20 protein-coding genes are annotated in these 23,538 nt (G+C 41.4%); 9 read left to right on the plus strand and 11 right to left on the minus strand.

What is annotated here, in order from left to right:
* The first annotated feature begins 29 nt into the window (after positions 1 to 29).
* Positions 30 to 1,178: an alkene reductase gene (locus AC1DYB_RS26240; RefSeq protein WP_477439381.1), complete on the plus strand. Its 1,149-nt coding sequence runs from the start codon at positions 30 to 32 to the stop codon at positions 1,176 to 1,178.
* A 91-nt stretch (positions 1,179 to 1,269) separates the two neighbouring features.
* On the opposite strand, the gene AC1DYB_RS26245 is transcribed toward AC1DYB_RS26240, so the two are convergent.
* Positions 1,270 to 2,700 carry an aminotransferase-like domain-containing protein gene (locus tag AC1DYB_RS26245; protein ID WP_477439383.1) on the minus strand — a complete coding sequence of 477 codons (1,431 nt, stop codon included), beginning with the start codon at positions 2,698 to 2,700 and terminating at the stop codon, positions 1,270 to 1,272.
* A gap of 244 nt (positions 2,701 to 2,944) precedes the next feature.
* Here AC1DYB_RS26245 and AC1DYB_RS26250 point away from each other — a divergent pair, with 244 nt between their 5' ends.
* Positions 2,945 to 4,090 (plus strand): alkene reductase, encoded by a 1,146-nt coding sequence (locus AC1DYB_RS26250; protein ID WP_477439385.1) that lies wholly within the window; start codon positions 2,945 to 2,947, stop codon positions 4,088 to 4,090.
* A gap of 14 nt (positions 4,091 to 4,104) precedes the next feature.
* Positions 4,105 to 5,139, plus strand: a complete 1,035-nt coding sequence (locus tag AC1DYB_RS26255) for a zinc-dependent alcohol dehydrogenase family protein (RefSeq protein WP_477439387.1) — start codon at positions 4,105 to 4,107, stop codon at positions 5,137 to 5,139.
* 86 nt (positions 5,140 to 5,225) lie between these two features.
* Here AC1DYB_RS26255 and AC1DYB_RS26260 read toward each other — a convergent pair whose 3' ends face one another.
* From AC1DYB_RS26260 to AC1DYB_RS26290, 7 genes are all read right to left on the minus strand, one after another.
* Positions 5,226 to 5,645 carry a hypothetical protein gene (locus AC1DYB_RS26260; protein ID WP_477439389.1) on the minus strand — a complete coding sequence of 140 codons (420 nt, stop codon included), beginning with the start codon at positions 5,643 to 5,645 and terminating at the stop codon, positions 5,226 to 5,228.
* Between the two features lie 6 nt (positions 5,646 to 5,651).
* Positions 5,652 to 6,011 (minus strand): EthD domain-containing protein, encoded by a 360-nt coding sequence (locus AC1DYB_RS26265; protein WP_477439391.1) that lies wholly within the window; start codon positions 6,009 to 6,011, stop codon positions 5,652 to 5,654.
* A gap of 70 nt (positions 6,012 to 6,081) precedes the next feature.
* Positions 6,082 to 6,882: an alpha/beta hydrolase gene (locus tag AC1DYB_RS26270; protein WP_477439393.1), complete on the minus strand. Its 801-nt coding sequence runs from the start codon at positions 6,880 to 6,882 to the stop codon at positions 6,082 to 6,084.
* A gap of 267 nt (positions 6,883 to 7,149) precedes the next feature.
* The gene (locus tag AC1DYB_RS26275; RefSeq protein WP_477439395.1) at positions 7,150 to 7,743 is read right to left on the minus strand and encodes a TetR/AcrR family transcriptional regulator; all 594 of its coding nucleotides are present in this window, start codon (positions 7,741 to 7,743) and stop codon (positions 7,150 to 7,152) included.
* Positions 7,744 to 8,243: 500 nt separating this feature from the next.
* Positions 8,244 to 8,984 carry an SDR family oxidoreductase gene (locus AC1DYB_RS26280; protein ID WP_477439397.1) on the minus strand — a complete coding sequence of 247 codons (741 nt, stop codon included), beginning with the start codon at positions 8,982 to 8,984 and terminating at the stop codon, positions 8,244 to 8,246.
* A gap of 107 nt (positions 8,985 to 9,091) precedes the next feature.
* Positions 9,092 to 9,868, minus strand: coding sequence for an MBL fold metallo-hydrolase (locus AC1DYB_RS26285; protein WP_477439399.1), 777 nt, complete (start codon positions 9,866 to 9,868; stop codon positions 9,092 to 9,094).
* A 3-nt stretch (positions 9,869 to 9,871) separates the two neighbouring features.
* Positions 9,872 to 10,594, minus strand: a complete 723-nt coding sequence (locus AC1DYB_RS26290) for a hypothetical protein (protein WP_477439401.1) — start codon at positions 10,592 to 10,594, stop codon at positions 9,872 to 9,874.
* 339 nt (positions 10,595 to 10,933) lie between these two features.
* Between AC1DYB_RS26290 and AC1DYB_RS26295 the strand changes: the two genes are divergently transcribed.
* The 6 genes from AC1DYB_RS26295 (at position 10,934) to AC1DYB_RS26320 (ending at position 19,834) form a co-directional block, all read left to right on the plus strand.
* Positions 10,934 to 11,776, plus strand: coding sequence for an oxidoreductase (locus AC1DYB_RS26295; protein WP_477439403.1), 843 nt, complete (start codon positions 10,934 to 10,936; stop codon positions 11,774 to 11,776).
* Positions 11,777 to 11,799: 23 nt separating this feature from the next.
* The gene (locus AC1DYB_RS26300) at positions 11,800 to 12,342 is read left to right on the plus strand and encodes a carboxymuconolactone decarboxylase family protein (protein ID WP_477439405.1); all 543 of its coding nucleotides are present in this window, start codon (positions 11,800 to 11,802) and stop codon (positions 12,340 to 12,342) included.
* A gap of 24 nt (positions 12,343 to 12,366) precedes the next feature.
* Positions 12,367 to 12,798, plus strand: a complete 432-nt coding sequence (locus AC1DYB_RS26305; RefSeq protein WP_477439407.1) for a lipocalin-like domain-containing protein — start codon at positions 12,367 to 12,369, stop codon at positions 12,796 to 12,798.
* Positions 12,799 to 13,048: 250 nt separating this feature from the next.
* Entirely contained in the window at positions 13,049 to 15,256 is a 2,208-nt protein-coding gene (locus AC1DYB_RS26310) for a sigma-54 interaction domain-containing protein (RefSeq protein ID WP_477439409.1), read from the plus strand.
* A gap of 283 nt (positions 15,257 to 15,539) precedes the next feature.
* On the plus strand, positions 15,540 to 17,852 hold the full coding sequence (locus AC1DYB_RS26315) for a tetratricopeptide repeat-containing sensor histidine kinase (RefSeq protein ID WP_477439411.1): 2,313 nt from the start codon (positions 15,540 to 15,542) through the stop codon (positions 17,850 to 17,852).
* A gap of 11 nt (positions 17,853 to 17,863) precedes the next feature.
* The gene (locus AC1DYB_RS26320; protein ID WP_477439413.1) at positions 17,864 to 19,834 is read left to right on the plus strand and encodes a sigma 54-interacting transcriptional regulator; all 1,971 of its coding nucleotides are present in this window, start codon (positions 17,864 to 17,866) and stop codon (positions 19,832 to 19,834) included.
* A gap of 37 nt (positions 19,835 to 19,871) precedes the next feature.
* Here the strand turns inward: AC1DYB_RS26320 and AC1DYB_RS26325 are convergent, their stop codons facing one another.
* The 3 genes from AC1DYB_RS26325 to AC1DYB_RS26335 form a co-directional block, all read right to left on the minus strand.
* Positions 19,872 to 20,270, minus strand: a complete 399-nt coding sequence (locus AC1DYB_RS26325) for a hypothetical protein (RefSeq protein ID WP_477439415.1) — start codon at positions 20,268 to 20,270, stop codon at positions 19,872 to 19,874.
* Between the two features lie 33 nt (positions 20,271 to 20,303).
* Positions 20,304 to 20,513: a hypothetical protein gene (locus AC1DYB_RS26330; RefSeq protein ID WP_477439417.1), complete on the minus strand. Its 210-nt coding sequence runs from the start codon at positions 20,511 to 20,513 to the stop codon at positions 20,304 to 20,306.
* 290 nt (positions 20,514 to 20,803) lie between these two features.
* On the minus strand, positions 20,804 to 23,074 hold the full coding sequence (locus tag AC1DYB_RS26335; RefSeq protein ID WP_477439419.1) for a sensor histidine kinase: 2,271 nt from the start codon (positions 23,072 to 23,074) through the stop codon (positions 20,804 to 20,806).
* Positions 23,075 to 23,538 lie beyond the last annotated feature (464 nt).

The following is a 23,538-nucleotide window of genomic DNA, read 5'->3' on the forward strand; positions in this document are numbered from 1 at the left end:
TGTGCTGTCCTCACAAAAAAAATAAAAAAATGGAACACAAACAAAAACCTTCGGGTTTACAAGATAATTTAAAACTTTTTTCTCCAATTAAACTGGGGAGAATGAATTTAACACACCGGGTTGTTCACCCACCTCTTACGCGCTTGCGCGCTAACCCGGATGATAGTGTAAGTGATATGATGATCCAATATTACACACAGCGGGCTTCAAGTGGCGGCTTTATGATTACGGAATCTGTTCATCCCTCTGTAGAAAGCAGGGGTTACATTGGTGCGCCTGGCATTTATGAAGATCATCATATTGCAGGTTGGAAAAAATTGGTTGATGCTGTTCATGCAAAAGGCGCTTATATATTTATGCAGATATCTCATGACGGCAGGCAATCACATGTTGATTTGAGCAATGGTAAAACACCTGTAGCACCATCTGTTGTGCCTTTTGAAGGTCTGTCATTTACAGTGAACGGCTGGGTTCCGGTTTCGCCGCACCGGGCTCTTGATATCAATGAGATTCCTTCACTTGTTGAACAATACCGGCAGGCAGCAATACGCGGGCTCGCTGCCGGTTTTGACGGTGTTGAACTCCATAACGCTAATGGTTACCTGGCCGATACTTTTTTGCAGGATGGCACCAATAAAAGAACCGACGCCTATGGAGGTTCTAAGGAAAACAGGGTGAAGTTTCCGCTGGAGCTGGTAGATGCACTGGTATCTGTTTTGGGGGCCGATCGGGTAGGCGTCAGGATATCTCCGAGCGGCAAATGGGGGGCGATATCTGATTCGGACCCCGAAGCTACATTTGGCTATTATGCTCAACAGCTAAATAAATACGGTTTAGCTTACCTGCACGTTATTGAGCCGCGCGTAATGGGAACGGAAACACTTGACGAAGGCCGTGCGCCTGTTGCTTCCTCTTTTTTGCGCCCGCTGTTTAAGGGCCCCATTATCGCCGCAGGCGGGTTTGACCGCAATGATGCGGAAGCCATATTGCAGAAAGGCGATGCCGACCTGGTTGCTTTCGGTCGCTTTTTTACCTCTAATCCGGATCTTCCGGAAAGGTTAAGGGGAAATCTGCCGCTACATGATTACCATCGCGAAGCATTTTGGGGTGGTGATGAACAATATTATACGGATTTCCCTGTGTACAGTGAAGATGCAGTTGCTGCAGATCGTACCTAATTCAAATTAATAACGGGAAAGAATAAGGCCAGCCGGCATTGCTATTTTAAGCGCAATGGCGGCTGGCCTTTATTTTTTAAGAAAAGGTAGATTAATTCCCGTCTGATAGGGCGTGAACCAATTTTCCCAGCATTTTTAATGCATCTGCAATTTTATTGCTCCACAAAGGGCAGCAGTTAATGCGCATGCAATTTTTATATCTATCTGAAGCAGAAAATATTTGACCGGGGCAAAACCCGATACCATATTTCAGGGCTTCGCGCTGTAGTACCAGCGCGTTTAAGTTTTGGGGTAGCTCTATCCATAAACTGTAGCCACCCTTGGGGCAGCTTATTTTTACAGTATCCGGAAAATACTCCTGTATCGTATTCCTGTATTTTATAATTTGAATTTGTGCAAACTCGCGCAGTTTTTTAATATGAGCGTGGTAGTTGCCACTCTCTAAAAATCGGCCAATGGTGTCCTGCAATAGCCCATTGGTTGAAATATTGGCTGAGAACTTGAGCTTTTCGATCTCAGCATGAAATCTGGCTCCGGCTACCCATCCAATTCTGAAACCGGGAACCAGTGATTTAGAAAACGAAGAACACAAGAGCACGTTGTTATAACTGTCATAAGCTTTGGCAGGCAAGGGTCTTGATTTGGCAAAGTTGAGCTCGCCTAAAGTATCATCCTCAATCATGGGGATGCCTTTTTCACCCAGCATGTTTACCAGCTTTATCTTACTTTCTTCGGACATGGAGCAGCCATACGGGTTTTGGCAAACCGGCATAAACAAGCAAGCGGCAACTTTATTTGTAGCCAATGCTGTTTCCAATTCATCAAGATTTAGGCCGGTAATGGGATCCATGCTAATGGCTAAAGCTTTTAAGCCCTTACTTTCCAGACATTGCAGGAGGCCGGCATATGTTGGCGATTCAACGGCAACGATGTCACCAGGTTTGGTCAATACATCAAGGCAAAGCCCAATGGCCTCTGTTGATCCGTTGGTTATCAATATCTCTTCCTGTTTGATGCTCTTTTTCCATTCAAATGACTGTAATGCTATTTGTTTTTGCAAGCGGGGATGGCCTTCTAAAAAGGAGTATTGAAAAATATTTTTTTCCTCCTTTGCCGAAGCCTGCATGGCTTTGTTGAGTTTGATAATAGGAAGGTACTCATTAATAGGGGCAAGTGATGAAAAATTAATCACGCTATGTTTAACCGTGTTTTTTATCATAGCCGCGGCCATGCTGCTTACCTCAACAATTTCGGGCAGCGGAACTAAATTTTTAGCCGCCGACCTCGCCAGTGGGTTTTTGTTAAAAGAGTTGATGTAATAGCCCGAACCCGGCCTTGAAATAACGGCTCCCTTTGCTTCAAGGATAGCATAGGCCTGGTTTACCGTGGTTAAACTAACCTTCAGTTCATCCTTCACCCTGCGTACCGAGGGGAGTTTATCACCCGGTTGCAGCCCGAGTCCGATAATCGTTTCTTCTAATTTATGAACTACCTGTTCATAGCGGAAAGCTTTGTGACTCATTAGATACCTCCATAAATATCTAACAAAAATACGCCTAATAAACGGGGACAGACCCGGTAACAAGGGAATATTGCAATTGGTTAACAGATTTATAAACAAGACTTAAATATGCAACTGATATCTTTTTTTTGATGCCAACTGTATCTTTTTGTGTGTCCTATTAAACCTGAACTTTGACCCGAAGATCAATCGAAATAACCTGGTTATTTCGATTGGTTAAAGTTTAAAAATTATTCATTTAAAAATGCAAACAAATAACAATACTGAAACAGGTGTAAATAGTACAGATCTGTTTACACCTGTTCAATTAGGGCCATACAAGCTTACTCACCGTGTAGTTATGGCTCCATTAACCCGCATGCGTACCGAGTCGGATTTTGTTCCCAACGATCTTTTGGTTGAGCATTATAGCCAGCGTGCTACCCAGGGTGGATATATCGTGGCCGAAGGCACTGTCATCTCTGAAACCGGGCATGGTTATTATGGTGCCCCGGGCATCTACACCGATGAGCAGGTAGAAGGCTGGAAAAGGGTAACTGCCGCTGTACATAACAAGGGCGGAATTATTTTTGATCAGCTTTTTCATGTTGGCCGTCAATCACACAGAAGCCTGCAGCCAAATGGCGATCAGCCGATAGGCGCATCTGCGATAGAATTTGAAGATTTTGTGTATACACCCACCGGCTGGTTGCCAACCGACCTGAACCGGGCGATGACCACCGAAGAGGTGAAGGCAATGGTAGAAGATTACCGCAAAGCTGCCATAAGAGCCAAAGAGGCTGGATTTGACGGTGTAGAATTACACGGCGCCAATGGTTACCTGGTAGATCAGTTTCTTCAGGATGGTTCCAATCAACGTACCGATATCTATGGTGGTTCTATTGAAAACCGCGTACGTTTTATGCTGGAGATTGTTGAAGCCTTGGTTGAGGTTTGGGGTTCCAATCGTGTTGCGGTACGTTTAGGGCCAAGCGGAACATTTGCTTCCATGTTTGATAGCGACCCTATCGCGCTATTTGGCTATGCGGCAGAACAGCTTAATAAATTTGGGTTGGCCTATCTTCACCTTATCGAACCGCGTGTTAAAGGTTCTGTTGAAGAAGTAGAAGATCTTGAGCCGGTAGCTGCTATGCATCTGCGTAAAATTTTCAAAGGCACCATCATTGCAGCCGGTGGCTTTGACGGCGAAAAAGCCAACGATATCCTTCAAAAAGGAAATGCTGACCTGGTAGCTTTCGGAAGGCATTTTATTGCCAACCCCGATTTGGTTTTCCGTCTTAAAAATAACCTGCCGCTTAATGCCTATGACAGGGATACGTTTTACGGAGGCGATGCACGTGGCTATAACGATTATCCATTTTACAAAGAAGACGAAGCACTTTCAGCCTGATGGACGCTATTCAAATGAAAACAACAGATAAATCAGGATCCACAACAAGTGGAATAGAAATGGCCCGGGTAGTACGCTTTAGTAAAACCGGTGGACCTGAAGTACTCCAGATTGAGAATTTGGAAATTCCGGCGCCAGCAAGTCATGAGGTCAGAATACGGGTTAAAGCCATCGGGCTGAATCGTGCCGAATCCATGTGGAGGTCGGGAAATTATATTGAAGCCCCGGTATTGCCGGCCCGATTGGGTTATGATGCCTCGGGTATTGTAGATGCTGTAGGAAGTGATGTAAAACATTTAAAGGTAGGCGACGAGGTGGGCACCATCCCGGCTTTTTCACAAAATGACTATGGTGTATATGGCGAATTAATTTTGATGCCGCAGCACGCAGTGATCAAAAGCCCGCCTTTGCTTGCTTTTGAACAGGTGGCCGCTATCTGGAATCCCTTTATTACTTCATACAGCGCCCTTATTGATATAGCTAAAGTTTCCGCTGGTGAGTTTGTGTTAATTCCGGCTGCTTCAAGCAGTGTGGGGCTTGCTGCTATCCAGGTAGCCAATATGGTAGGGGCTATACCTGTTGCCATAACGCGTTCTGGTTTAAAAAAACAAAGACTATTAGAGGCAGGTGCAGCCTACGTGATTGCAACGGAAGAGGAGGATATAGTAGCCGAAGTAATGAAAATTACGAATGGCAGAGGTGCTGAAGTTATTTTTGACCCGGTAGGTGGGCCTATGTTTGCCAAATTGCTGGAATCATTAGCCCGTGGCGGTCAAATATTTTTATATGGCGCGTTAAGTGATGAGGTTACTCCATTGCCGTTGATAGAGGTATTGAACAAAATTCCCGTAATTCGCGGCCATACGGTTTGGGATACCACTAAGGATCCGGAACGTGTAGAAAAAGCCCGGAAATTTATTTTTAAGGGACTTGCGGAAGGTTTTCTTGAACCGGTAATTGCCAAAATATTTCCTTTTGAGCAGATTGTTGAAGCACACCGTTTCCTGGAATCCAACGAGCAGATAGGTAAGATCGTGGTTACTATATAACCAGGCACACATATCAGAAATTAAAAAAAGGAACGCGGCTTGGGCCCTGTTCCTTTTTTTATTTTTAATAAGCCAGAGATATGTTTTTAAATATCGCGCCCGGCGGCATTTTTTTCAATCGCCTCCATAAGCTGTTGTGGCTCAAAATAAGCTACCCATAAATTAATGGCCTTACCTTTTTGTATTGACCAGTGCTCAGATATCCTTACCGTATGTGGTGTATCCATGATCCCGATATCTATTACAATAACAACGGAATCATTTTCGCCAATAAGTGAAATGATCTCGCAACGCTTAAAATCAAGCACTGCTGTTACCTGCAGCAATATATCTTCCAGGTAGGTTTTAAGATTGCTTGTGCCACCCCAGGGCAGGTAATCGGGGGCAGTCACTTTAAACTCGGGGTGAAAAATCTCCCCATATTCTTTGGCTTCGCTGTTTGTACCGCCTGCATAAAAACTATGCACCAATGCCTTATTCTGGTCGGTTAATAGTTGATCTGTCATGATGTTTTATTGCTGGTTTTTAAGATCAATAACTATATTTTCTGTGGCGTATATCCAAAGAATATTTTCCCTGTCGATAAATTTGGCTTCATCAGGAGCTATGGTGTTGAGATAGTTTTCCGTGCCGAAAACTTTGTTGATATCTTCCATCTGGTCAAACCAGATTTCGGCAATGCCATCAAAGGAGGCAACCGGGAACTGATCAAGGTGCTCGCCTGTACTATGTACCTGGATGTATTTCCTAACGTAACGCTTTACCTCTGGCTGGCTTGAAAATAAAGGGCCGTGAATATCTTTCCAATGAGTTTTAAATTCCTCCAGCGTCAGGTCTGACCTGCGGGGAACAAGTATAGCTAGCTTTATCATAAACTTTGATTTTTTTGATAGCGGTAATCCATGAACAGTTTTTGTGTACACAGATTACCGCTATGGTCATTTATTTAGCTTCGTTGTTAGAGGCAGCTATTATTATATCGGCAACCTCTTTAGGATGTGACATGAACGCCACATGGCTTGCCTGAATTTCTGTAACCTTTGCTTTAGCCCTTTTTGCCATAAAGCGTTCGGCATCAGGTGGAATCATTCGATCCTGGGTGGATACGATGTACCAGCTTGGTTTTGTTTTCCATGCCGCTTTAGTTAACGGCGTTGTAAATGTTGCTAACCCGGATGGCGTTTGAGAATGAGCCATGAAATCGGCCTGGCCGGCAGGAAGGTCGGGGCAAAAGTCCTTATGGAATTTAGCCACATCATACCAGATTAATCCGTCGACAGGTGGTAGCAGGATGCCTGATTCTGGGTTTGGAGGACCGGCCTTTAAAAGGCCTAAAAGTGATTCGCCGGCATCCGGTGCAAAGGCTGATATGTAAACCAGGCCCACAACATTCGATGTGTCTCCGGCCTCGGTAATCACTGCCCCGCCATATGAATGCCCAACAAGAATTACCGGGCCCTTTTGCTTTGCAAGCACCGCTTTTACTGCTGCAACATCCCCGGTGAATGTTAGGTTAGCATTGCTCACCATATCTACATGATACCCTTTGGCGGCAAGTATTTTATAGATCGGTTCCCAGCCGGAAACATCCGCCCAGGCACCGTGAACCAGCACAATATTTTTAACCTGTGCCTGTGCCCGAGCACTCATTAGTAATGTGGTAAGAGCGATGATGATAAGGGAAAAAAGCATTTTCATTTTTTCTCCTTTTTTGTAGAATAGTTTCCAGATTTTACCTTTCATGATTGATTTTTTTAATTGTTTATTATTATTTTCAATACAGAAAGGCAAGGGACGTACCAATATATTAAATAATTGAATTACAGCAACTTGATTTAAGCCAGGGTCAAATCATCCGTTTTATTTCGTTATTTAACCAAGCCTTTTCCTGCTTTTTAAAGCGCGAATGACATGTGCGGCACGATAGTTTATTCTACAACGAATAGTTGCATTGTTAGATGACAGAAAGGGGGGAGGGGCACAGGAAAATGCAAGGGGGATCCTGATATTTCAGGGATTAAGTGTGTATGATGCTAATTCTTTTTTAAGGCTGTCAATAACCAGGTGCATCGGGCCCGCGCTGTTCAGTACCCTGCAAACGGCATTAGCGCCTTCAATAGATACAAACATCTTATTGGCAAACTCAGCAGGGGCAAGGTTCTCCGATAGTTCGCCCCGGTCTATACCATTCTGCAATATTAAAGTAAACTGGCTTATCGCGGTATTGATCATTGTTTTTACCTTTTTTTTGATCGTAGGATTGGTATCATCACTTTCTGTAGAAAGGTTTACTATGGGGCACCCGCCTTTAAAATAGCTTTTTAAGGGATTTTTATTCATATCCATAAAGGCGTGAATCTTATCTACAGCTTTAACATGTTTATCCAAAGCAGTATTCCTTCTCCCGGTCATTTTATCCAACAAATAATCAACAGATGCAAAAGATAACTCTTCCTTGCTTTCAAAATGCCCGTAAAAACATCCTTTTGATGTATCGGTGGCTGCAATAATATCATCAACAGAAGTGCCCGCAATACCCTTTTCATTAAATAGTATCGCGGCGCTTTCGATGATCAATTGTTTCTTTGTTTCAGATTTACCCATTGTTTATTTAAATGCCCAAATATAGACTAAATGGTTTATGTCCATCTACTTATAGTGTCAGCTTTTATAGCTCTTGGCACCGGGTGCCATACAACACCGGCTTTGTTTTTAAGCGGTAACAGTTTCAGGAACAAAGGAAAGGTCCCTGGCGTTAATCTTTCTCCTTATCCTTGCAAATAATGCAAATGCGGTTATCTGCCAAAGCTATCGAGCAAGCTGCCAACAAATAACTGGCCGATACCTGAACTTACCATAAAAAACACCAGTGTTAATTGCACTGCGGTAGCTGTAACCCCAGGTGGCTGGCCCTTGGCGGCAATGAGGGTATATAAATATCGGTAGCAAAGCCAGATAAGGGAATAAGCGAGAATGCAAGAATGGCACTTATACCGTAATGGTCTTCTTCAATGAGTTTTATTTTCCTTATAAGTAGAGATAAAACGGAAAGCCGGTCATATAATGCCGGCCGCCGTACGTTAATTTTATAAACCCTTTAATAATTACCAGGGCAGTTCTTCGCCCATGTGGATCAATTTGCCGTTTGGCCCGTCTTCGCCAATTAGTGCTAGGGCAACACTTGTTTTTGCCCCATCGATGATACTCATAGGCGCCTGCTCGTTTCCACCTAATTCTGTTTGTACCCAGCCCGGGTGAGCTGAATTTACCTTAATTCCGAGTGGCTGAAGCTCTGCCGCCAACTGAATGGTAAACATGTTTAATGCAGCCTTTGCCGAATTGTAAGAAAGTACCCTAAAACCTGCAATAGGGCTTTCTGGTTGTGCATGTATGGTTAAAGAACCCAGTATGCTGGATAAATTAACGATGCGGCCGGCCGGGCTTTTCTTAATCAATGGAAGCAACTCATTAGTTAAGTATACAATACTAAAAAAGTTGGTGTCATATATATAATTGAATTCCTCTTTTGTTGTTTCGGCGGTCTTGCTCACAAAGAGTGAATCTTTAGGCGCTACACCTGCGTTATTTATTAGGATATCAAGCTTTCCAAATTTGGAAGATATATATGCGGCAGCGGCTTGCCTTTCTTCGTCATTGGTTACATCCAATTGGATACCGTAAGCGTCAATGCCTTTTTCGGTGAGTTCTTGTGCCGCTGTTTCAGCAGCTTCAAGCTGCCTTGCGGTTAATATTACTGTAATACCTAATTCTCCCAGTTGTTTGGCTGTTTCAAATCCTATACCGCGATTCGATCCGGTGATGAGAGCTACTTTTTTATCGTTCATAATTAAAATATTGATATGTGTCAAAAATAGACTAAATGGTTTATTATTTAGACCAATTAGTCTGTCTATGTATTTATTTACTTTCAGATGTCAATTGCATTACGTGTTCAACTCGTGGGCAGGAGGGTTCTTTTTCCAGCCTCAAGTATGCTCAGCCTGTCATTAATGCCGAATGCGGTAAACGACTGGAGGATCATTTCACCAGTTTCAGAATAGTGTGACCAACCTTCGTAATGAACGGGAATAATTGTTGCACCAGGGAAGGTGAATGCAGTATCAATAGCATCGTTGGTATCCATCGTGAGGTTAATGGATATAGGAGGTTTTGCAGCACCCGCAAAAATAAATACGTATTTGGGATTAAAGCGTTTTGCTACCTCTTTTACACCTTCGTAAAAAACAGTGTCGCCGGTGAGATAGATTTCAAAGGGCTCTTTTCCGGCTACCGATAAAACGAAGCCAATAACCTCGCCCGCAAATTTTTCAACATTGATAGGACCATGTCGGGCGGGTGTCGCTGTTATGGTTAGTGTTTCGCCGGTGGGTGTTGTTAGTTTAAATGATTCCCATGGGGCAAGGCCGGTTACAGCGCCCTGCAGTCGTTCTGCTGCGCCTGTGGTAGAAAAAGTTTGCTTTACCTGCCCTATTAATTCTCTCCCCATTTTGTCAAGATTATCGGCATGCTGGTCGTGGCTTAGTAATACCAGGTCAATATGCCCGATATCATTAGTAGCAGGTCCTGTAAGTTTCTTGATGGAGTCATTAGGGCCTGCCGGGAAAACTCCCGGTGGATCAAGCGTAGGGTCGGTAATGATTCGCAGGCCGGCAATTTCTAAAATTACCGTTGGGCCCCCTATGTAGGTTACATGAATTGGTGTTTCCATTTTTTAATGACTAAATTCTACGTTAACAACATCTATCGATACCATTACAGGGATAGGATTATAGCTTGAGTCCTCATTCCTGAGGTAGATTCTCCTGGTTGTAGCAATTTTAATTCCCATAAAATCCTTATAATCCCATACATATTGGGATGATGGAACAGATTGTAATATATCCGGAGCGTAATCGTGACGCCTGAGCAAATAGTCTTTATCGAAGTAGAATACCTGCACTTTGTTATGAGTTTCAATATAGTCAGGAAACGTAACTTCCAGCCTTTCCCAGGTTTCGCCATCCTGTTGCCATGGAGTTAATTCCTTAAGCTGGTATCCCGGTAGTTTAAAATTAAATGGTGCGGTGAAGTATGTCCACCAGGCATAGTTGCTGAAGTAATGTGGCTGAAAATCGTTCCATTGGGTCTCCAGCACTTCTCCTTCAAATGATTTCCGCGGGTTTAATAATGTTCTTTGCTCGCTGCCATCAGCATCCTCCAAAATGATTTTGCCCGGTTCCCAGGTCGATTTTTGATAGGGTGCTATTAAAGATTGATAGCCTGATAGTTGTTCATGTGTGTTTGCCTCAAAATTACCATCGCTCAGTAAGCCTATTTTACCCTTAATTTTCCAGATGTGTCCATCCACCTTCAGGTGCGCTTTAATGTGATTGAAGCTGTTCCATTGGTCCATACCGCCATGGGCTGATATGACCAGATCAATTAAATCTGCCATGTGTTTACATTTTGTTGTAGCGCGACTATGGCTAAATACATGCCGGTATGCAAGTATTTGATGTACAAATGATTAGGAAGGCTTGAGGTGGCGTTTCCTGTTTTATATCACTAAAACACCAATAGTCTTATCAATAAATCACATTCACGCGCCGCGGAATTGGATTTGCAGCACATGATCTCATTTTGAGAATTGCCCGCGGTAAATCAGTGAAATAAAACAAATAAAATGATGGACTTAATATTCAAGATACTCATAGTCAGCGTATTTAGTACTGGCATCAAAGTGGCACAGCTGGTTATGACATAAAATTTATTGCATAATAAAAAGGAATACCAAATGGAAAAAATATTATTTGTGACCGGCGCCTCCAAAGGTTTCGGTTTTGAAATTGTTAAGGCAGCACTTGCCGCCGGGGACAAAGTTGCTGCCAGCGTGCGCAACAACAAGAACCAGCTTGTTGAAAAATTGGGTAATCATCCAAATCTCCTGGTAGTTACCCTGGATGTGGTTTATGAGGAGCAGGCAACAAGCGCTGTAGCCGAAATTATTGCCCATTTTGGAAAGTTGGATGTGCTGATAAATAATGCCGGTTATGGCATGGTGACTGCAATAGAAGAGGCATCAGATGCAGAGGTAAGGCAACAGTACGATACTAATGTATTCGGCTTATTAAATGTAACGCGTGCTGTTCTTCCTTTTTTCCGTCAGCAGAGATCGGGACATATCATCAATATTTCATCAATGTTTGGATTTGATGTGATACCGGGATGGGGAATTTATGGTTCAACCAAATTTGCAGTTGAGGGCATTTCCAAGGGCCTTGCGGTAGAACTTGCACCGCTTAATGTACGGGTTACTGCTGTTGAGCCAGGATTATTCAGCACCGAATTTTTAAGTGCGGAGTCTTCGATGGCCTCTAAAAACATAATTAGTGATTACCAGGATACGGTAGGGCAAATGAGAACCAATGCTACCAAATTGCATGGTAATCAAAATGGCGATCCGGTAAAGCTGGCTAATGCAATCATTAAGCTGGTTCATTCTGAAAATATACCCCTTCACCTCCCGCTTGGTAGTGATGCTGTTGAATTTTATAGGAACAATGTTGAAAAAACAGGTAAGGATATTACAGAATGGCTGGAGATTTCCACAGGCACAGATCATGACCACGTACAATAAATTGAATATTCAAAAATCATAATATGAAAACTGTATTTGAAATTAAGACAAGAGAACAGGTATCACCAGCCGACCAGGCTGTTTTCGATTCCAGCACCAAACTACTGGGATTTGTTCCCAATATGTATGGGGTTATCGCCAATTCAGAAAATGCATTAAGCCGTTATGTTAAAGCAGAGTTTGACAAATCCTCACTAACCTATAGGGAACAGGAGGTAGTCAATCTTGTTGTAAGCCAGGTTAATTTTTGTCGTTATTGTATTAGTTTTCATTACGGCTCGTTACAAAAGCTTGGTTTTACAGCTGATCAGTTGGCGGAAATCAGGAGAGGTACAGCTTCTTTTAATGAAAAATTAGATGCTCTTGTGAAGCTATCCAAAAGTTTGACTGAATTGAGGGGACATATTGACGGCGAATTGGTAGACCGGGTAATTGAAGCGGGATATACCAAAGGCGCAGTGATTGATACCATACTTTTAATTAATTTAAGAGGAGTAACCAATTATGTGTATGCCGCCCTGGGTGAGTTTAAGATAGATTTTCCGCTTGCCCCGGAGCTGGATTGATATACTTAGATTTTAAAATAAGCCATGGAAAACACTTTAGCAGAAAGGGTAATCGGCGCCTGGACACTGGTCACTTTTGAACAGGAGAGTAAAGACGGAGTAATTTCATATCCATTGGGTAAGGAGGCAACGGGGTCGCTATTTTACCTGCCCGGAGGCCATGTTGCTGTGAATATTATGCTGGCTGGCAGGGATATATTCATTGATAAGGCTTTGCTTTTAAAAGAGCAATTGAAATACAATGAACTGGGTTATCTGGCATATAGCGGCTTTTATTATGTTGATGAGAACCTGAAATTGATGACTCATGAGTTGGTGGTAAGTTTTTACCCCGAATGGGTGGGAAGCCGCCAAATCCGAAAAATCGATCTTAACAATAATTGTCTTCAATTAAGTTCAGATGGGCCCGTAGGGCCTGAACTTTCTCGTTTTCGTTTGGAATGGGTAAGGGCCTGACCCACGGGATTTCGTAACAGCTTCTCCTAGTTACCATTACCCTACCATAGGTAAGATAATGGTAAAATAGCGAAATAAAACAAGTGATTTATTTAAGTATATTGTAAGTTATTGTTACACAGTAAATTGATTTTTGGATTGGCTTTTGTAATACTCAATCATCCTATGGCGTCAGGAACCAGGTTTCGCCAAAAAGGAGATGTTTTATTGTTATATTTACTTAGCTTTTATTTTCAAAGTGGGATAGCTGATGGAAAAGTATTTAGAAGATGTTGACAAGTCCCTGGATAACGAGCCGTTAGCGCTGGTTACAGAAAATAACCAAGCCAGCCACCTGCTGAAACTTTGGATAGCGGCTTTTGCGGTCCAGGAAGTAAGAGAATTGTTTGAAACGGTGGTGAGGCATTTGAAGGAGATTATTGATTTTAATGCTGCCGATTTGCTGCTATTTGAAAATGAAGCTTCAACAATGCATACCAGGCTATCTTATCATAGTGGGCAATTTCATGAATTTCTGAATGTAGCTGATCCGCTGCTTTTTTCAAAATCAGGCAAGATGGCACTAACCAGGCATTTTAGGCCTGAACGGACACGGCAGGTTAGCGCATCCTATTGGATTAACGAAATACCTCCCGGATCACTTTTTTATAAAAAGGAAACTGAGTTCAGATACACTTATTTCATCCCTATTTTTAATGGCGTCGATATTGCCGGAACATTCCAGTTAAGAACAAACAGGGAGAATGGCTTTACCAGCAATGAAAATGCGGTATTTAATATTGTTGAGGAAATTTTAAAGCAGGTGTTTCGGCATCTTTTGAAAAACGATCATTTGGTACCAGGCCAGGAGGTAGAATCGTTATCAAAAACGGAGGTATCCGAAAATGACCAGATCAAACTGGATCTGTTTGCGTTAAGTGGTGATATTGCGGCGATTAGAAGCCGGGATGACCTAAATCGCTTTGTATATCAAAAATTAAAGCATTTTTTGCCAAAAGCCAGTATACTCATATACCGTACCGGCAATCATGGTAAAAGCTATCGGCCATTTATCAATTATTTGCCGTCGAAAAATGCAGTCGCAATGGAATACCAGCAATTAAAAGATAGCGAACTCATGCTGGATAGTGACTGGATTGATCAAAATCTGTTGCACTCGCAGCCGGCGATAATTCAACTTAAAGATATTGTTAACAGCCAGCGCGCTCCGGATTGGCTGAAGGAGACTTATCAGAACGGGTGGAGAAATGCCATTATTTCGATGCTTGAAAGCCAGAATGTTCACACTGGCCTGCTTATTGTTTTATTTAATGAAGAGATCAATTTACCTGCTCTTTACCTTAACAGGATCAAAGAAGTTTCGGCGCAGCTGGCAATCGCCTTAAACAATATCATAACTAACGAGAAGATAGAAAACCAGTTAAATGAGATAAAAGGTTTTAAACAGCAACTGGAGATAGAGAACCATTACCTGCAAGAAGAGATAGAAACAACTTACAACTACAGTGATATTGTAGGAACCAGCGAAATAATGAAAAAGGTTTTTTTCCTGGTTTCGCAGGTTGCCGATACGCCCAGCTCGGTGTTGATCCTGGGCGAAACAGGCACCGGCAAAGAACTGATTGCCAGGGCGCTTCATAATGCCTCATCCCGGAGGAAAAAATTGATGGTGAAGGTTAATTGCGCCTCACTTCCTCCCAGCCTCATAGAAAGCGAACTGTTTGGCCATGAAAAAGGCAGCTTTACCGATGCAACAGAACGCAGGATAGGGAAATTTGAGCTGGCTCATAACAGTACGCTATTTCTGGATGAGGTAGGTGAGCTTCCACCAGACTTACAGGTGAAATTATTGAGGGCCTTGCAGGAAAAGGAAATAGAAAGAATCGGCGGAACGTCCGTCATCAAAATCAATGTACGGATCATTGCTGCCACTAACCGGAATTTGCTTCATGAAGTGCATACAGGCAATTTCAGGAGCGACCTTTACTTCAGGCTGAATGTATTTCCAATAACGCTGCCACCGCTTCGGGATAGAAAGGACGACATCCCGATTTTGGCTACTCACTTTTTAGAAAAATATTTAAAAAAGGGCACAAAGCGCATCACTGGCTTTTCTTCCAAAGTGATGAAACAGCTCTCTGCATACAATTGGCCCGGAAATGTTCGTGAACTCGAACACCTCATTGAGCGTTGTGTGCTACTGACAAACGGAACGCTAATTAACCAGGTGCCGTTATCGTTTACCGAAGTTGAGGAAAATGCAGTAACCATACCGGATATCCGGATAAAAACGATTGACGAAGTGGAACGCGAACACATTTTGTTTGTGCTGAAAAAATGTAATAACAAGGTTGCCGGCATTGGCGGCGCGGCCGATGTACTTAAAGTGCCGGCATCTACATTAAATTCTAAAATGAGGCGCCTGAAAATAGGGCGAGCTTTTCCTGGAAAGAACTGACCTGCTTTCAAAAAATGTTTTATATCGCCAATTTTTATGGGGAATTGGCGATATAAGACGACTTTATCAAACTGTTTATTTCATAAAAAGCTGAAAGGTAATAAGATAAAACATGGCCCTTGTTTAGCAGGTTATTGTCTTGAGGTTTATTAAAAAGACGAAACAGCACCGTTTACTGCATGTAATGCGGGCGCCATTCTCTTTTTTTAAAATCATAAGAATGTACACAGTGCCAGGTATTATTTAAGAAAATAGTGAAGGGTATAATTTAAACCATTTTTACATGATAAAGAGAATCTTTAAACTGGTACTTACTTCACTTTTTCAGATGGTCTTGTCATTTGGTTCAAATGCCCAAACGCATTTGCCGGATTCTCCTAAGTATTTAATTCCTCTAATTCAAAAAAGCAAGCCGGATACCAATAAGGTCGCCCTTTTGAACAAGCTTGGGGGGTATTATATATTTAAACCCGGAAATTTCAAATATGATCTCGACAGTGCTTTAAACTGTTTAAACCTGGCATTAATTTTATCTAAAAATCTGCATTCGGTAAAATGGACAAATGAAACTTTAAAACTTAAGGGCAATTGCTATCTTGAAAGGGATGATATTTTGAATGGAGATAATTGTTTTCAACAAGTGACCAATTATTTTCACTCCATTGGCGATTATAAGCAAGAAATGGAAACCTGGGTGAGATTTGGGCAATGTTTCACTATAGGACACTCGGCCGATCAGGAGAAATGCTACGTTAGGGCTATCTCCCTTTTTAAGCTGTTGCCTGTACATAACAGGGGCTTCGAGATAGGCGTGCTAAAAAGTCTGGCAGATGCCCATTTAAACGAAGGGAAATTGGATCTGGCTGAAAGTGAATTGCTGCAAGTTTTGTCAGAATACCATGCCATTAATTATAAAAAATTACAGGAAACCTATGACTTACTTGGAGAGGTTTACGGACTCAAAGGATATCCTAATAAACAGCTGTCGTGTTTCCTGCAATGCGTTAAGTCTATGAGCATTTCGGGCGATAGCACCCTTGCAATTTATTTTTATTATAAACTGGGACTGGCGTACCAGAAAATAGGTTTTAACGCCAAAAGCATAATTTATTTTAACAAATCACTTGCGCAACCGATTGATCCCGCAGTATTCTACGAAATGTATTATCATATTCTTGCTTTGTGCGCCAAAGTCAATTCATTGATTGATAGCGGAAAAGGAAAAGAAGCGCTTAAAGTTATGCAAAGTGCTTCTCAAAAAATTCAGCCAAAAGACTCTATGCAAATTGCGAAAATTGAAAATGGCTTTGCTTCATGTTATATGGCACTTCGACAATATTCTAAAGCTGAACGATATTTCCTGAACGTAGAAAAAATATATAATTTACTCGGGAGTAATATTGCACCTAAGATCCAGGTAACTGATATTTTAATTTGCGATCTTTATGTAGCAATGAATCGATATGACAAAGCAGCTGTCTACTTAGCAAAGGTTGGTTCAATACCCTATGGGAGATTAAGTGCAGAACGATTGGGGCATATTCAATTGTTATATTTTAAAATCGACTCTGCAAAGGGAAATTACTTTACAGCGATTAAACATTTTCAGCTTTACAAGACACTAAACGATTCCATTTTTAACGCAACTAAGAATAAACAGGTACAAGAACTGGAAATCAGTTACGAAACGGCGGAAAAAGAGCGCTCAATTGCCGGCTTACAAAGCCGGGAAAAAGTACAGCGGGCTGAATTAAAAAGAATCAACGTTCAAAGGAATCTAACTTCCGGAGGGATAGTACTGGTTTTAATCATTGCTGGTTTAACCTATAAAGGCTTTCGGCAGAAGCGGCGTAGTAATCTATCGCTCCAGGCGCACCAAAAAGAGATAGATCACAAGAATGATTCGCTGGAAAAGCTAAACTATAAACAGCAATTGTTACTGATTGAAAAAGAATGGCTGTTACGCGAAATTCATCACAGGGTAAAAAACAATTTACAAACAACTATCAGTTTATTGCATATGCAGTCGGTGTATCTTTCTAATGAAGCTGCCTTGAATGCCATCCGCAACAGTCAGCGACGCATGCAGGCGATGTCCCTAATTCACCAAAAGCTTTATCAGTCTGAAAATATGACCAATATCGACATGGCGTCCTATATCGCCGAACTTACCGGCTATTTAAAGGATAGTTTTTGTGGAAGCGGCTACATCAGCTTTGAATTACAATTGGAACGGCTGGAGCTTGATGTTAGCCAGGCTATTCCTTTAGGATTGATCATTAATGAAGCGGTAACGAATGCGATCAAATATGCCTTCCCTGATAAAAGGAACGGAAAGATATTAATTGTATTAAAGGCCGATGCCGACGGCCATTGCTTTTTAGAAATAGCCGATAACGGTATCGGTTTACCGGCAGCATTTGACGCTGATGTTCGGCATAATTCTTTAGGATTAAATCTTATACATGGATTAGCCGACCAGCTAAATGGAGAACTTAATATTAAAAATGATAACGGTACTATTTTAATCATCACATTTAAGGATAATGGGGTGTTTAAAGAGGAAGAGTTTGAAAACGTTATTCAGCAACATTAAAAGCTATTGCCATGGACGGTAAAATATTGATTGTAGAGGATGAGTTTATAATAGCCAGTGATTTGCGGATAATACTGGAAGATGCCGGGTATGAAATTGCAGGTATTGCATCGTCGGTTCCAAAGGCCCTGGAAATAATAAGGTTAAAAAGGCCTGCCTGGGTTTTTCTTGATATTTATCTTTCCGGAAAACTTACCGGGATCGACCTTGCCAGAATGCTGGTAGAAATGAGTATTCCATTCATTTATGTTTCTGCCAATTCCAATCAAAGCGTTTTAAGAGAGGCAAAAACTACCCGGCCATACGGGTTTCTGGTAAAGCCTTTTCGCGAGCAGGATGTTCTGGTAACCCTGGATGTTGCCAAATACAGGTATGAAAATGACTTGGAGACCCAGCTGCAAAGCGAGCAAGTGCTGAAACAACAGGTAATGAATATCTTTTCGCAGACAATCAGCAGGGATGAGGAAGTATCTAAAATTGTTACCGCGTTACAATATCATATTCCGTTTGATTTTTTCACAATCAGTTGGAAAGATAAAAACGGGGAATTTTCTGAGGTGCGCGCTTTCAACAAATCCGGAGAAGATGATTTTAAATTAATGGAAAAGACTGCGTTTTTTTCAGAGGTTCAAAAAGCACCCGAGGGGCTGAATTTGTTAAAGAAATTTTCGTCCCCATCAGCAAAGTCAAGCTGCCTGACAGGCAGTGAGTTTGCTGAGATGTGCCGTAAAAATTCGTTTGATAAGCTGATAGCCGATAGTTTTAACCTGCATTCGGCACTGATAAAAACCTTCGCTATCTGCAGCTGGGGGCAGATTAACTTTTCCCTCTATTGCCAGAACGCTGATGGGTTTAAAAAGCATCACGCGGCTTTACTGGACCGGCTAGACCTGTTTTTGGTCAGGATATCTGATTGCTTACCCGAAATAAAGAAACTGGGCCGCGTAGAACCGCAGGAACAAGGGGAGGAGCACACCTTGCCAAAGTACGTTAGCGCGATAAAGACTGCTCAGATTCCTGCCATTGATGATGACAGTTTTGGTTTGGTAGGTAGCGCGCCGAATTTTCAGAAAGTTAAGGAACAGGTGACCACGGTAGCCCCATTTGATATCTCGGTATTGATTTTAGGGGAAAGTGGTACAGGCAAGGAAAAAGTTGCACGGGCAATTCATAATCTGTCAGAAAGAAAGGCAAAGCCGATGATCAAAGTGAATTGTGCTGCAATCCCTGCTACTTTAATAGAATCGGAATTATTCGGCTACGAAAGGGGGGCCTTCACAGGTGCGGCCGACCGGAGGATTGGTAAATTTGAGCAGGCAAACGGGGGAACAATATTCCTGGATGAGATAGGCGAAATACCTATGGATCTGCAGGTAAAATTGCTGTGTGTGTTACAGGAAAGAGAAATAGTAAGACTTGGCGGAAACCTGGTGATTAAAGTTGATGTGCGCATCATTGCTGCAACTAATTGTAATTTGGAAAAAGCCATCGCCGCTGGTCGGTTCAGGCTGGATCTTTATTACCGGCTCAATGTTTTTCCAATAACCATGCCCCCTTTAAGGCAACGCAAAGAAGATATAGCGGCACTTGCAAGGCATTTTGTAATCAGCCTTACCGCAAAAATGGGCAGGAATGCAAAGGATATCTCTGATGACGCACTTAAAACACTGCTGGAATATAATTGGCCGGGAAACATCAGGGAATTGGAAAATATTATAGAGAGGAGCCTTGTGCTGAACAAGGGAAGTATAATTGAGCATATTGAATTACCCGAACATGAAAAAACAGAAGAGCTTGCGATACCACAAGATGGAAAAATCAAAACGATAAAAGAATTGGAAAAAGAGCATATACTAAATACTTTGCAGTATTGTAACGGAAAGGTGTCAGGGACGGGAGGTGCTGCTGAGTTACTGGATATGCCAGCCAATACCTTGTTTGCGAAGATAAAGAAACTTGGCCTGTCAAAGGATTTTCAATAGCTTTTGCGTTGCCAAATTAGTGGAATAAACATCAGTATTAATTTTTATTGAATACAGCCTGAGGCCTGATGGATTTATTTCCACATCGAAACTGGTAAGAGTTCATCAATATTCCTTTAATGCCTGAGTTTCGCAGTTGAATGGCAAATATATTGTATATGATATGATCTAACAGTTTATAATGAATGTGTAATATCTCAGTAATCTCGAAATCTTCCTCAACAATCATATTGTCGCATTGTATGCAACGCATATGTCCACGTTCCAGAACAAAGTCGTGATCGTAACCTCTTTCGTGCAGATCAATTAAACGGGTCACTAATTCGTTCCCCTGAGGTTTAGTTTTCAGTTTGTTAGGTTCATGACAAAAACAATTAACTTGCTTAATTGAATCAAGATCACGAGTAAGGATATCTATTTTAATGGTATTTTTCATGGCTTCGGCTATTGTTTAAACAAATGAAGGACACTACCTGATAAGTAAAGCAAGTAAACCGGCAGCGGTCTTGTAAAGAGTTATAGGCGCTATTTTTATTGATCTTACCCTAAATAACGGATAGGGAATGAGAGGTCTTTGTATACCCTCCTGGCTACCGCTGTTTAATAGTATAGAGAAGTACAGGATGGCAATTGCGCAAATGATCATGATGGTGTGGGTCAGTACAAATATGGTTTCCATAGCTTTCCGGTTTTAGAATAAATAAATGTTAATTTTCCGCCGTTAGTAACTATACCAAACTGATGCCATTAATGCAATCTATTGATTATTAGACTATTAGTTTAATTTGGCGTTTTAATCCGTTACTTTATATCGCTAATTCTTCAAAATGATCGGTAAAAAATAAACGAAATTTCGCTTTAAGGGTGTAGGATAAAACTTTTAGAACCAGGCTATTGGCGTTGATTGGCATCCAGATCATTAAACTATTCCCGATAGGTGGCCGAAATTGGATCTGCTGGGGAGAATTATTAAGAAGTAGTTATATCTTGTTCCGGGATTTCGGCTTTAAACAAGATCATGATTTTTGTTCCCACTGCGGACTCAAATATGATTTGGCCATCCAGATCATTGCAAAGTCCTTTGATTAATTTTATACCAAGGGAGTTAAAATCGGTATTGTTTACATCCAAAGAAATTCCAATACCATCGTCTGCAATAATAAGTTCAATCAAATCATTCTTTCGCTGTAGCGTTAGCGAGATCACACCATCTTTTCTTATTGGAAATGCATATTTTACTGAATTGGTGACTGCCTCATTAACAATCAATCCTACAGGTATTGCTTTGGTAACCGGAAGCCTTACCGCTTCAATATCCAGTATAAATTTGATGTTATTACCAGGATCTAAACACTCCCGGAAGTATGCGATAAATTCGTGCAGGTAAGACTGAATGTCAATGGTTTTCACATCTTCTGCCAGGTAAAGCTTTTGATGAATCAACGACATGGCATAAATGCGCTGCCGGCTAACTTTGATAGCCTCAAGGGCTTCGCCGGTCAGGTATTTTGATTGTAAGGTTAAGAAGCTAAGTACTGTATGCAAATTGTTTTTCACGCGATGGTGAATCTCCATCAGCAAATATTCCTTTTCTTGTACCAGCCCTTCAAGCGCCCTGTTTTTATAAACTATTTCTTCATTTTTGGTAATAATGACCTCATTTTGATCGCTGATGATTTGATACGCTTTTTGCTTGATCCGGTATTGCCTTACAAACAAGCCACCTACTACTAATAAAATACAAATACCAACAATGCTTTCGTTTTTAGTTCTGCGGGTTCTGCTTAATTCAGCCTCCCTGAGTTTTGCAGTTTGGTTGAGTAATTCGATAGAAACATCTTTCTCACGTGTTTCATAAGCTACTTTGAGTTCCTGTAACTGGTGGTTTTTCTTTTCATTAAAGATTGAATCAGTAAGTTCTTTAAAACGCACCGAATAATGAAAAGCGGATTTAAATTGATTGGTGCATGAATCAAGGCGGTATCTTAATTGGTAACTGCGTGTTCGTTCGTAATCATTGTGCCGAATATTGGCAATGGCAGAGTAACTGTTCCAATAACGATAGGCTTGCGCATATTTATGATATTTTATATCGTACAGGATCAAATCCATGTAAATATCGGTTTTTCGGCTTTCCTGAACTTGTGGATTGTTTAATTCTGATTTAACTGATTCATAATAAATTGTCGACATCTTATAATCATCCAACAACATATACGCGCGCAAATATGAATTCTTGCTGGTCCAGGTCTTTGCATAGGCTCCATTTTTTGAATACTTAGCCGATATTTCGTTTAAGAGGTTAATTAACAGTCGCGGCTTACCTTTATACAGATAAACGCCACACATGTCCTCTGTGAGTAGGTAGATGGCCGCCGTATCCCGAAACCGTTTAGCAACCGTGAGGGCTTTTAAATAATGAGGTATTGCCTCGTCCTCCTGAAGTAAGTAACAATAAGTGGTTGCGATAATATTTTCAACCTGGCACAACTGCATCGAATTATCTTTAGTTTCCAGGCAGCACTTTTCTGCCAGAAGTCCAAAATATAGGGCTTCCTGGTAATTGCTCAGGAAAACATTATCTTCATCCATCAATATATAAACTCCCTGTAAACTTTTATAGTTGATGGATTTATAAACGGCCAGGGATAATTTTAATGTCTTGACTGATTTCGAGTAATTTCCCTGCACTTTGTACAGGTCTCCTAACATTTGTAAATCTTTGGCTAATTCAATTTTATCCGGAGAGGATCTAAGTAAATTTACAGCTGTATCAACCAGTGATACCCGTATAGCCATTTGCAGGGAGTCGTCCAGATTGGTGTAGTAGCGGGATAATTCATAATAGGCTTTTCCCAGGAGTGTTTTGTCCGTTGTTTTTTTGAGTAGCTGCAGGGCCTGCGCGTTGAGCCGTTTACCGGCGGCGGGATCTCCGGATGCGTTTTTTAAACGGGATTCTGTTAATAAAGTATAACCATGTGTGTGCGGTGAATGCAGATAACTGCTTTGTAATTTGGCTTTGCTTAAATAAAATGCCGCACTATCACGATCCGCATTACTTTGATTGTCCTTTGAAAGGTAAAAATTAGCCAGCATTAATGAAGTTTCGGTGGCTGCTGTTCCCGTTCCCAATGAAGGTAGCAATTTAATTAACGAGTCGGCCTGATGCCTTAAAATTGCCTGTCCGGAACCTGATTGCATTAAAAAAAACAGAACCAGGAATATGACTAATTTCTTCATATAAGACAAGGCAAACAACGGTGATTTTGGGATTAGTCGCCGGGCTGTCCGGTCATGTTTCTTTTAAGCCAATGAGGTGCCAATTGTAAATACCTGAAAATTAGTCGATAGGATAAAGTGTTTAATTTTATGAAGTGATATATCGTCGATTCACAACGATGTTTACCTGTTTTAGATAAAGCGTTGTTTTAAACTTATGGTAGGGTTTGCCGGAGTAAGTAATTGATATATCTTTAATATTTGAATGACAGCCTAAATAAATATGATGGAGAGTTTTTCAGTTGTACTTAAGCTTTAAACTGAAAAAATAAACCTCAGATTGATAATGGCGATGATTTGATTCAACGCTTACTTCCGGAATTATCCGACTTATATCAAGGTGAGCTGGCATTTGGATGCTACCAATACAACTAACGCGTCAGCACGTTTGGATGATTTTGCAGGTCGGTCTGCCTTGCCGGCAA

Source organism: Mucilaginibacter sp. P2_A4, assembly GCF_056405015.1.

Bases quoted from the DNA above. Each gene is read 5' to 3' on its own strand.
- AC1DYB_RS26240 (WP_477439381.1), top strand. From the start codon at position 30: ATGGAACACAAACAAAAACCTTCGGGTTTACAAGATAATTTAAAACTT.
- AC1DYB_RS26245 (WP_477439383.1), bottom strand. From the start codon at position 2,700: ATGAGTCACAAAGCTTTCCGCTATGAACAGGTAGTTCATAAATTAGAA.
- AC1DYB_RS26250 (WP_477439385.1), top strand. From the start codon at position 2,945: ATGCAAACAAATAACAATACTGAAACAGGTGTAAATAGTACAGATCTG.
- AC1DYB_RS26255 (WP_477439387.1), top strand. From the start codon at position 4,105: ATGAAAACAACAGATAAATCAGGATCCACAACAAGTGGAATAGAAATG.
- AC1DYB_RS26260 (WP_477439389.1), bottom strand. From the start codon at position 5,645: ATGACAGATCAACTATTAACCGACCAGAATAAGGCATTGGTGCATAGT.
- AC1DYB_RS26265 (WP_477439391.1), bottom strand. From the start codon at position 6,011: ATGATAAAGCTAGCTATACTTGTTCCCCGCAGGTCAGACCTGACGCTG.
- AC1DYB_RS26270 (WP_477439393.1), bottom strand. From the start codon at position 6,882: ATGAAAGGTAAAATCTGGAAACTATTCTACAAAAAAGGAGAAAAAATG.
- AC1DYB_RS26275 (WP_477439395.1), bottom strand. From the start codon at position 7,743: ATGGGTAAATCTGAAACAAAGAAACAATTGATCATCGAAAGCGCCGCG.
- AC1DYB_RS26280 (WP_477439397.1), bottom strand. From the start codon at position 8,984: ATGAACGATAAAAAAGTAGCTCTCATCACCGGATCGAATCGCGGTATA.
- AC1DYB_RS26285 (WP_477439399.1), bottom strand. From the start codon at position 9,868: ATGGAAACACCAATTCATGTAACCTACATAGGGGGCCCAACGGTAATT.
- AC1DYB_RS26290 (WP_477439401.1), bottom strand. From the start codon at position 10,594: ATGGCAGATTTAATTGATCTGGTCATATCAGCCCATGGCGGTATGGAC.
- AC1DYB_RS26295 (WP_477439403.1), top strand. From the start codon at position 10,934: ATGGAAAAAATATTATTTGTGACCGGCGCCTCCAAAGGTTTCGGTTTT.
- AC1DYB_RS26300 (WP_477439405.1), top strand. From the start codon at position 11,800: ATGAAAACTGTATTTGAAATTAAGACAAGAGAACAGGTATCACCAGCC.
- AC1DYB_RS26305 (WP_477439407.1), top strand. From the start codon at position 12,367: ATGGAAAACACTTTAGCAGAAAGGGTAATCGGCGCCTGGACACTGGTC.
- AC1DYB_RS26310 (WP_477439409.1), top strand. From the start codon at position 13,049: ATGGAAAAGTATTTAGAAGATGTTGACAAGTCCCTGGATAACGAGCCG.
- AC1DYB_RS26315 (WP_477439411.1), top strand. From the start codon at position 15,540: ATGATAAAGAGAATCTTTAAACTGGTACTTACTTCACTTTTTCAGATG.
- AC1DYB_RS26320 (WP_477439413.1), top strand. From the start codon at position 17,864: ATGGACGGTAAAATATTGATTGTAGAGGATGAGTTTATAATAGCCAGT.
- AC1DYB_RS26325 (WP_477439415.1), bottom strand. From the start codon at position 20,270: ATGAAAAATACCATTAAAATAGATATCCTTACTCGTGATCTTGATTCA.
- AC1DYB_RS26330 (WP_477439417.1), bottom strand. From the start codon at position 20,513: ATGGAAACCATATTTGTACTGACCCACACCATCATGATCATTTGCGCA.
- AC1DYB_RS26335 (WP_477439419.1), bottom strand. From the start codon at position 23,074: ATGAAGAAATTAGTCATATTCCTGGTTCTGTTTTTTTTAATGCAATCA.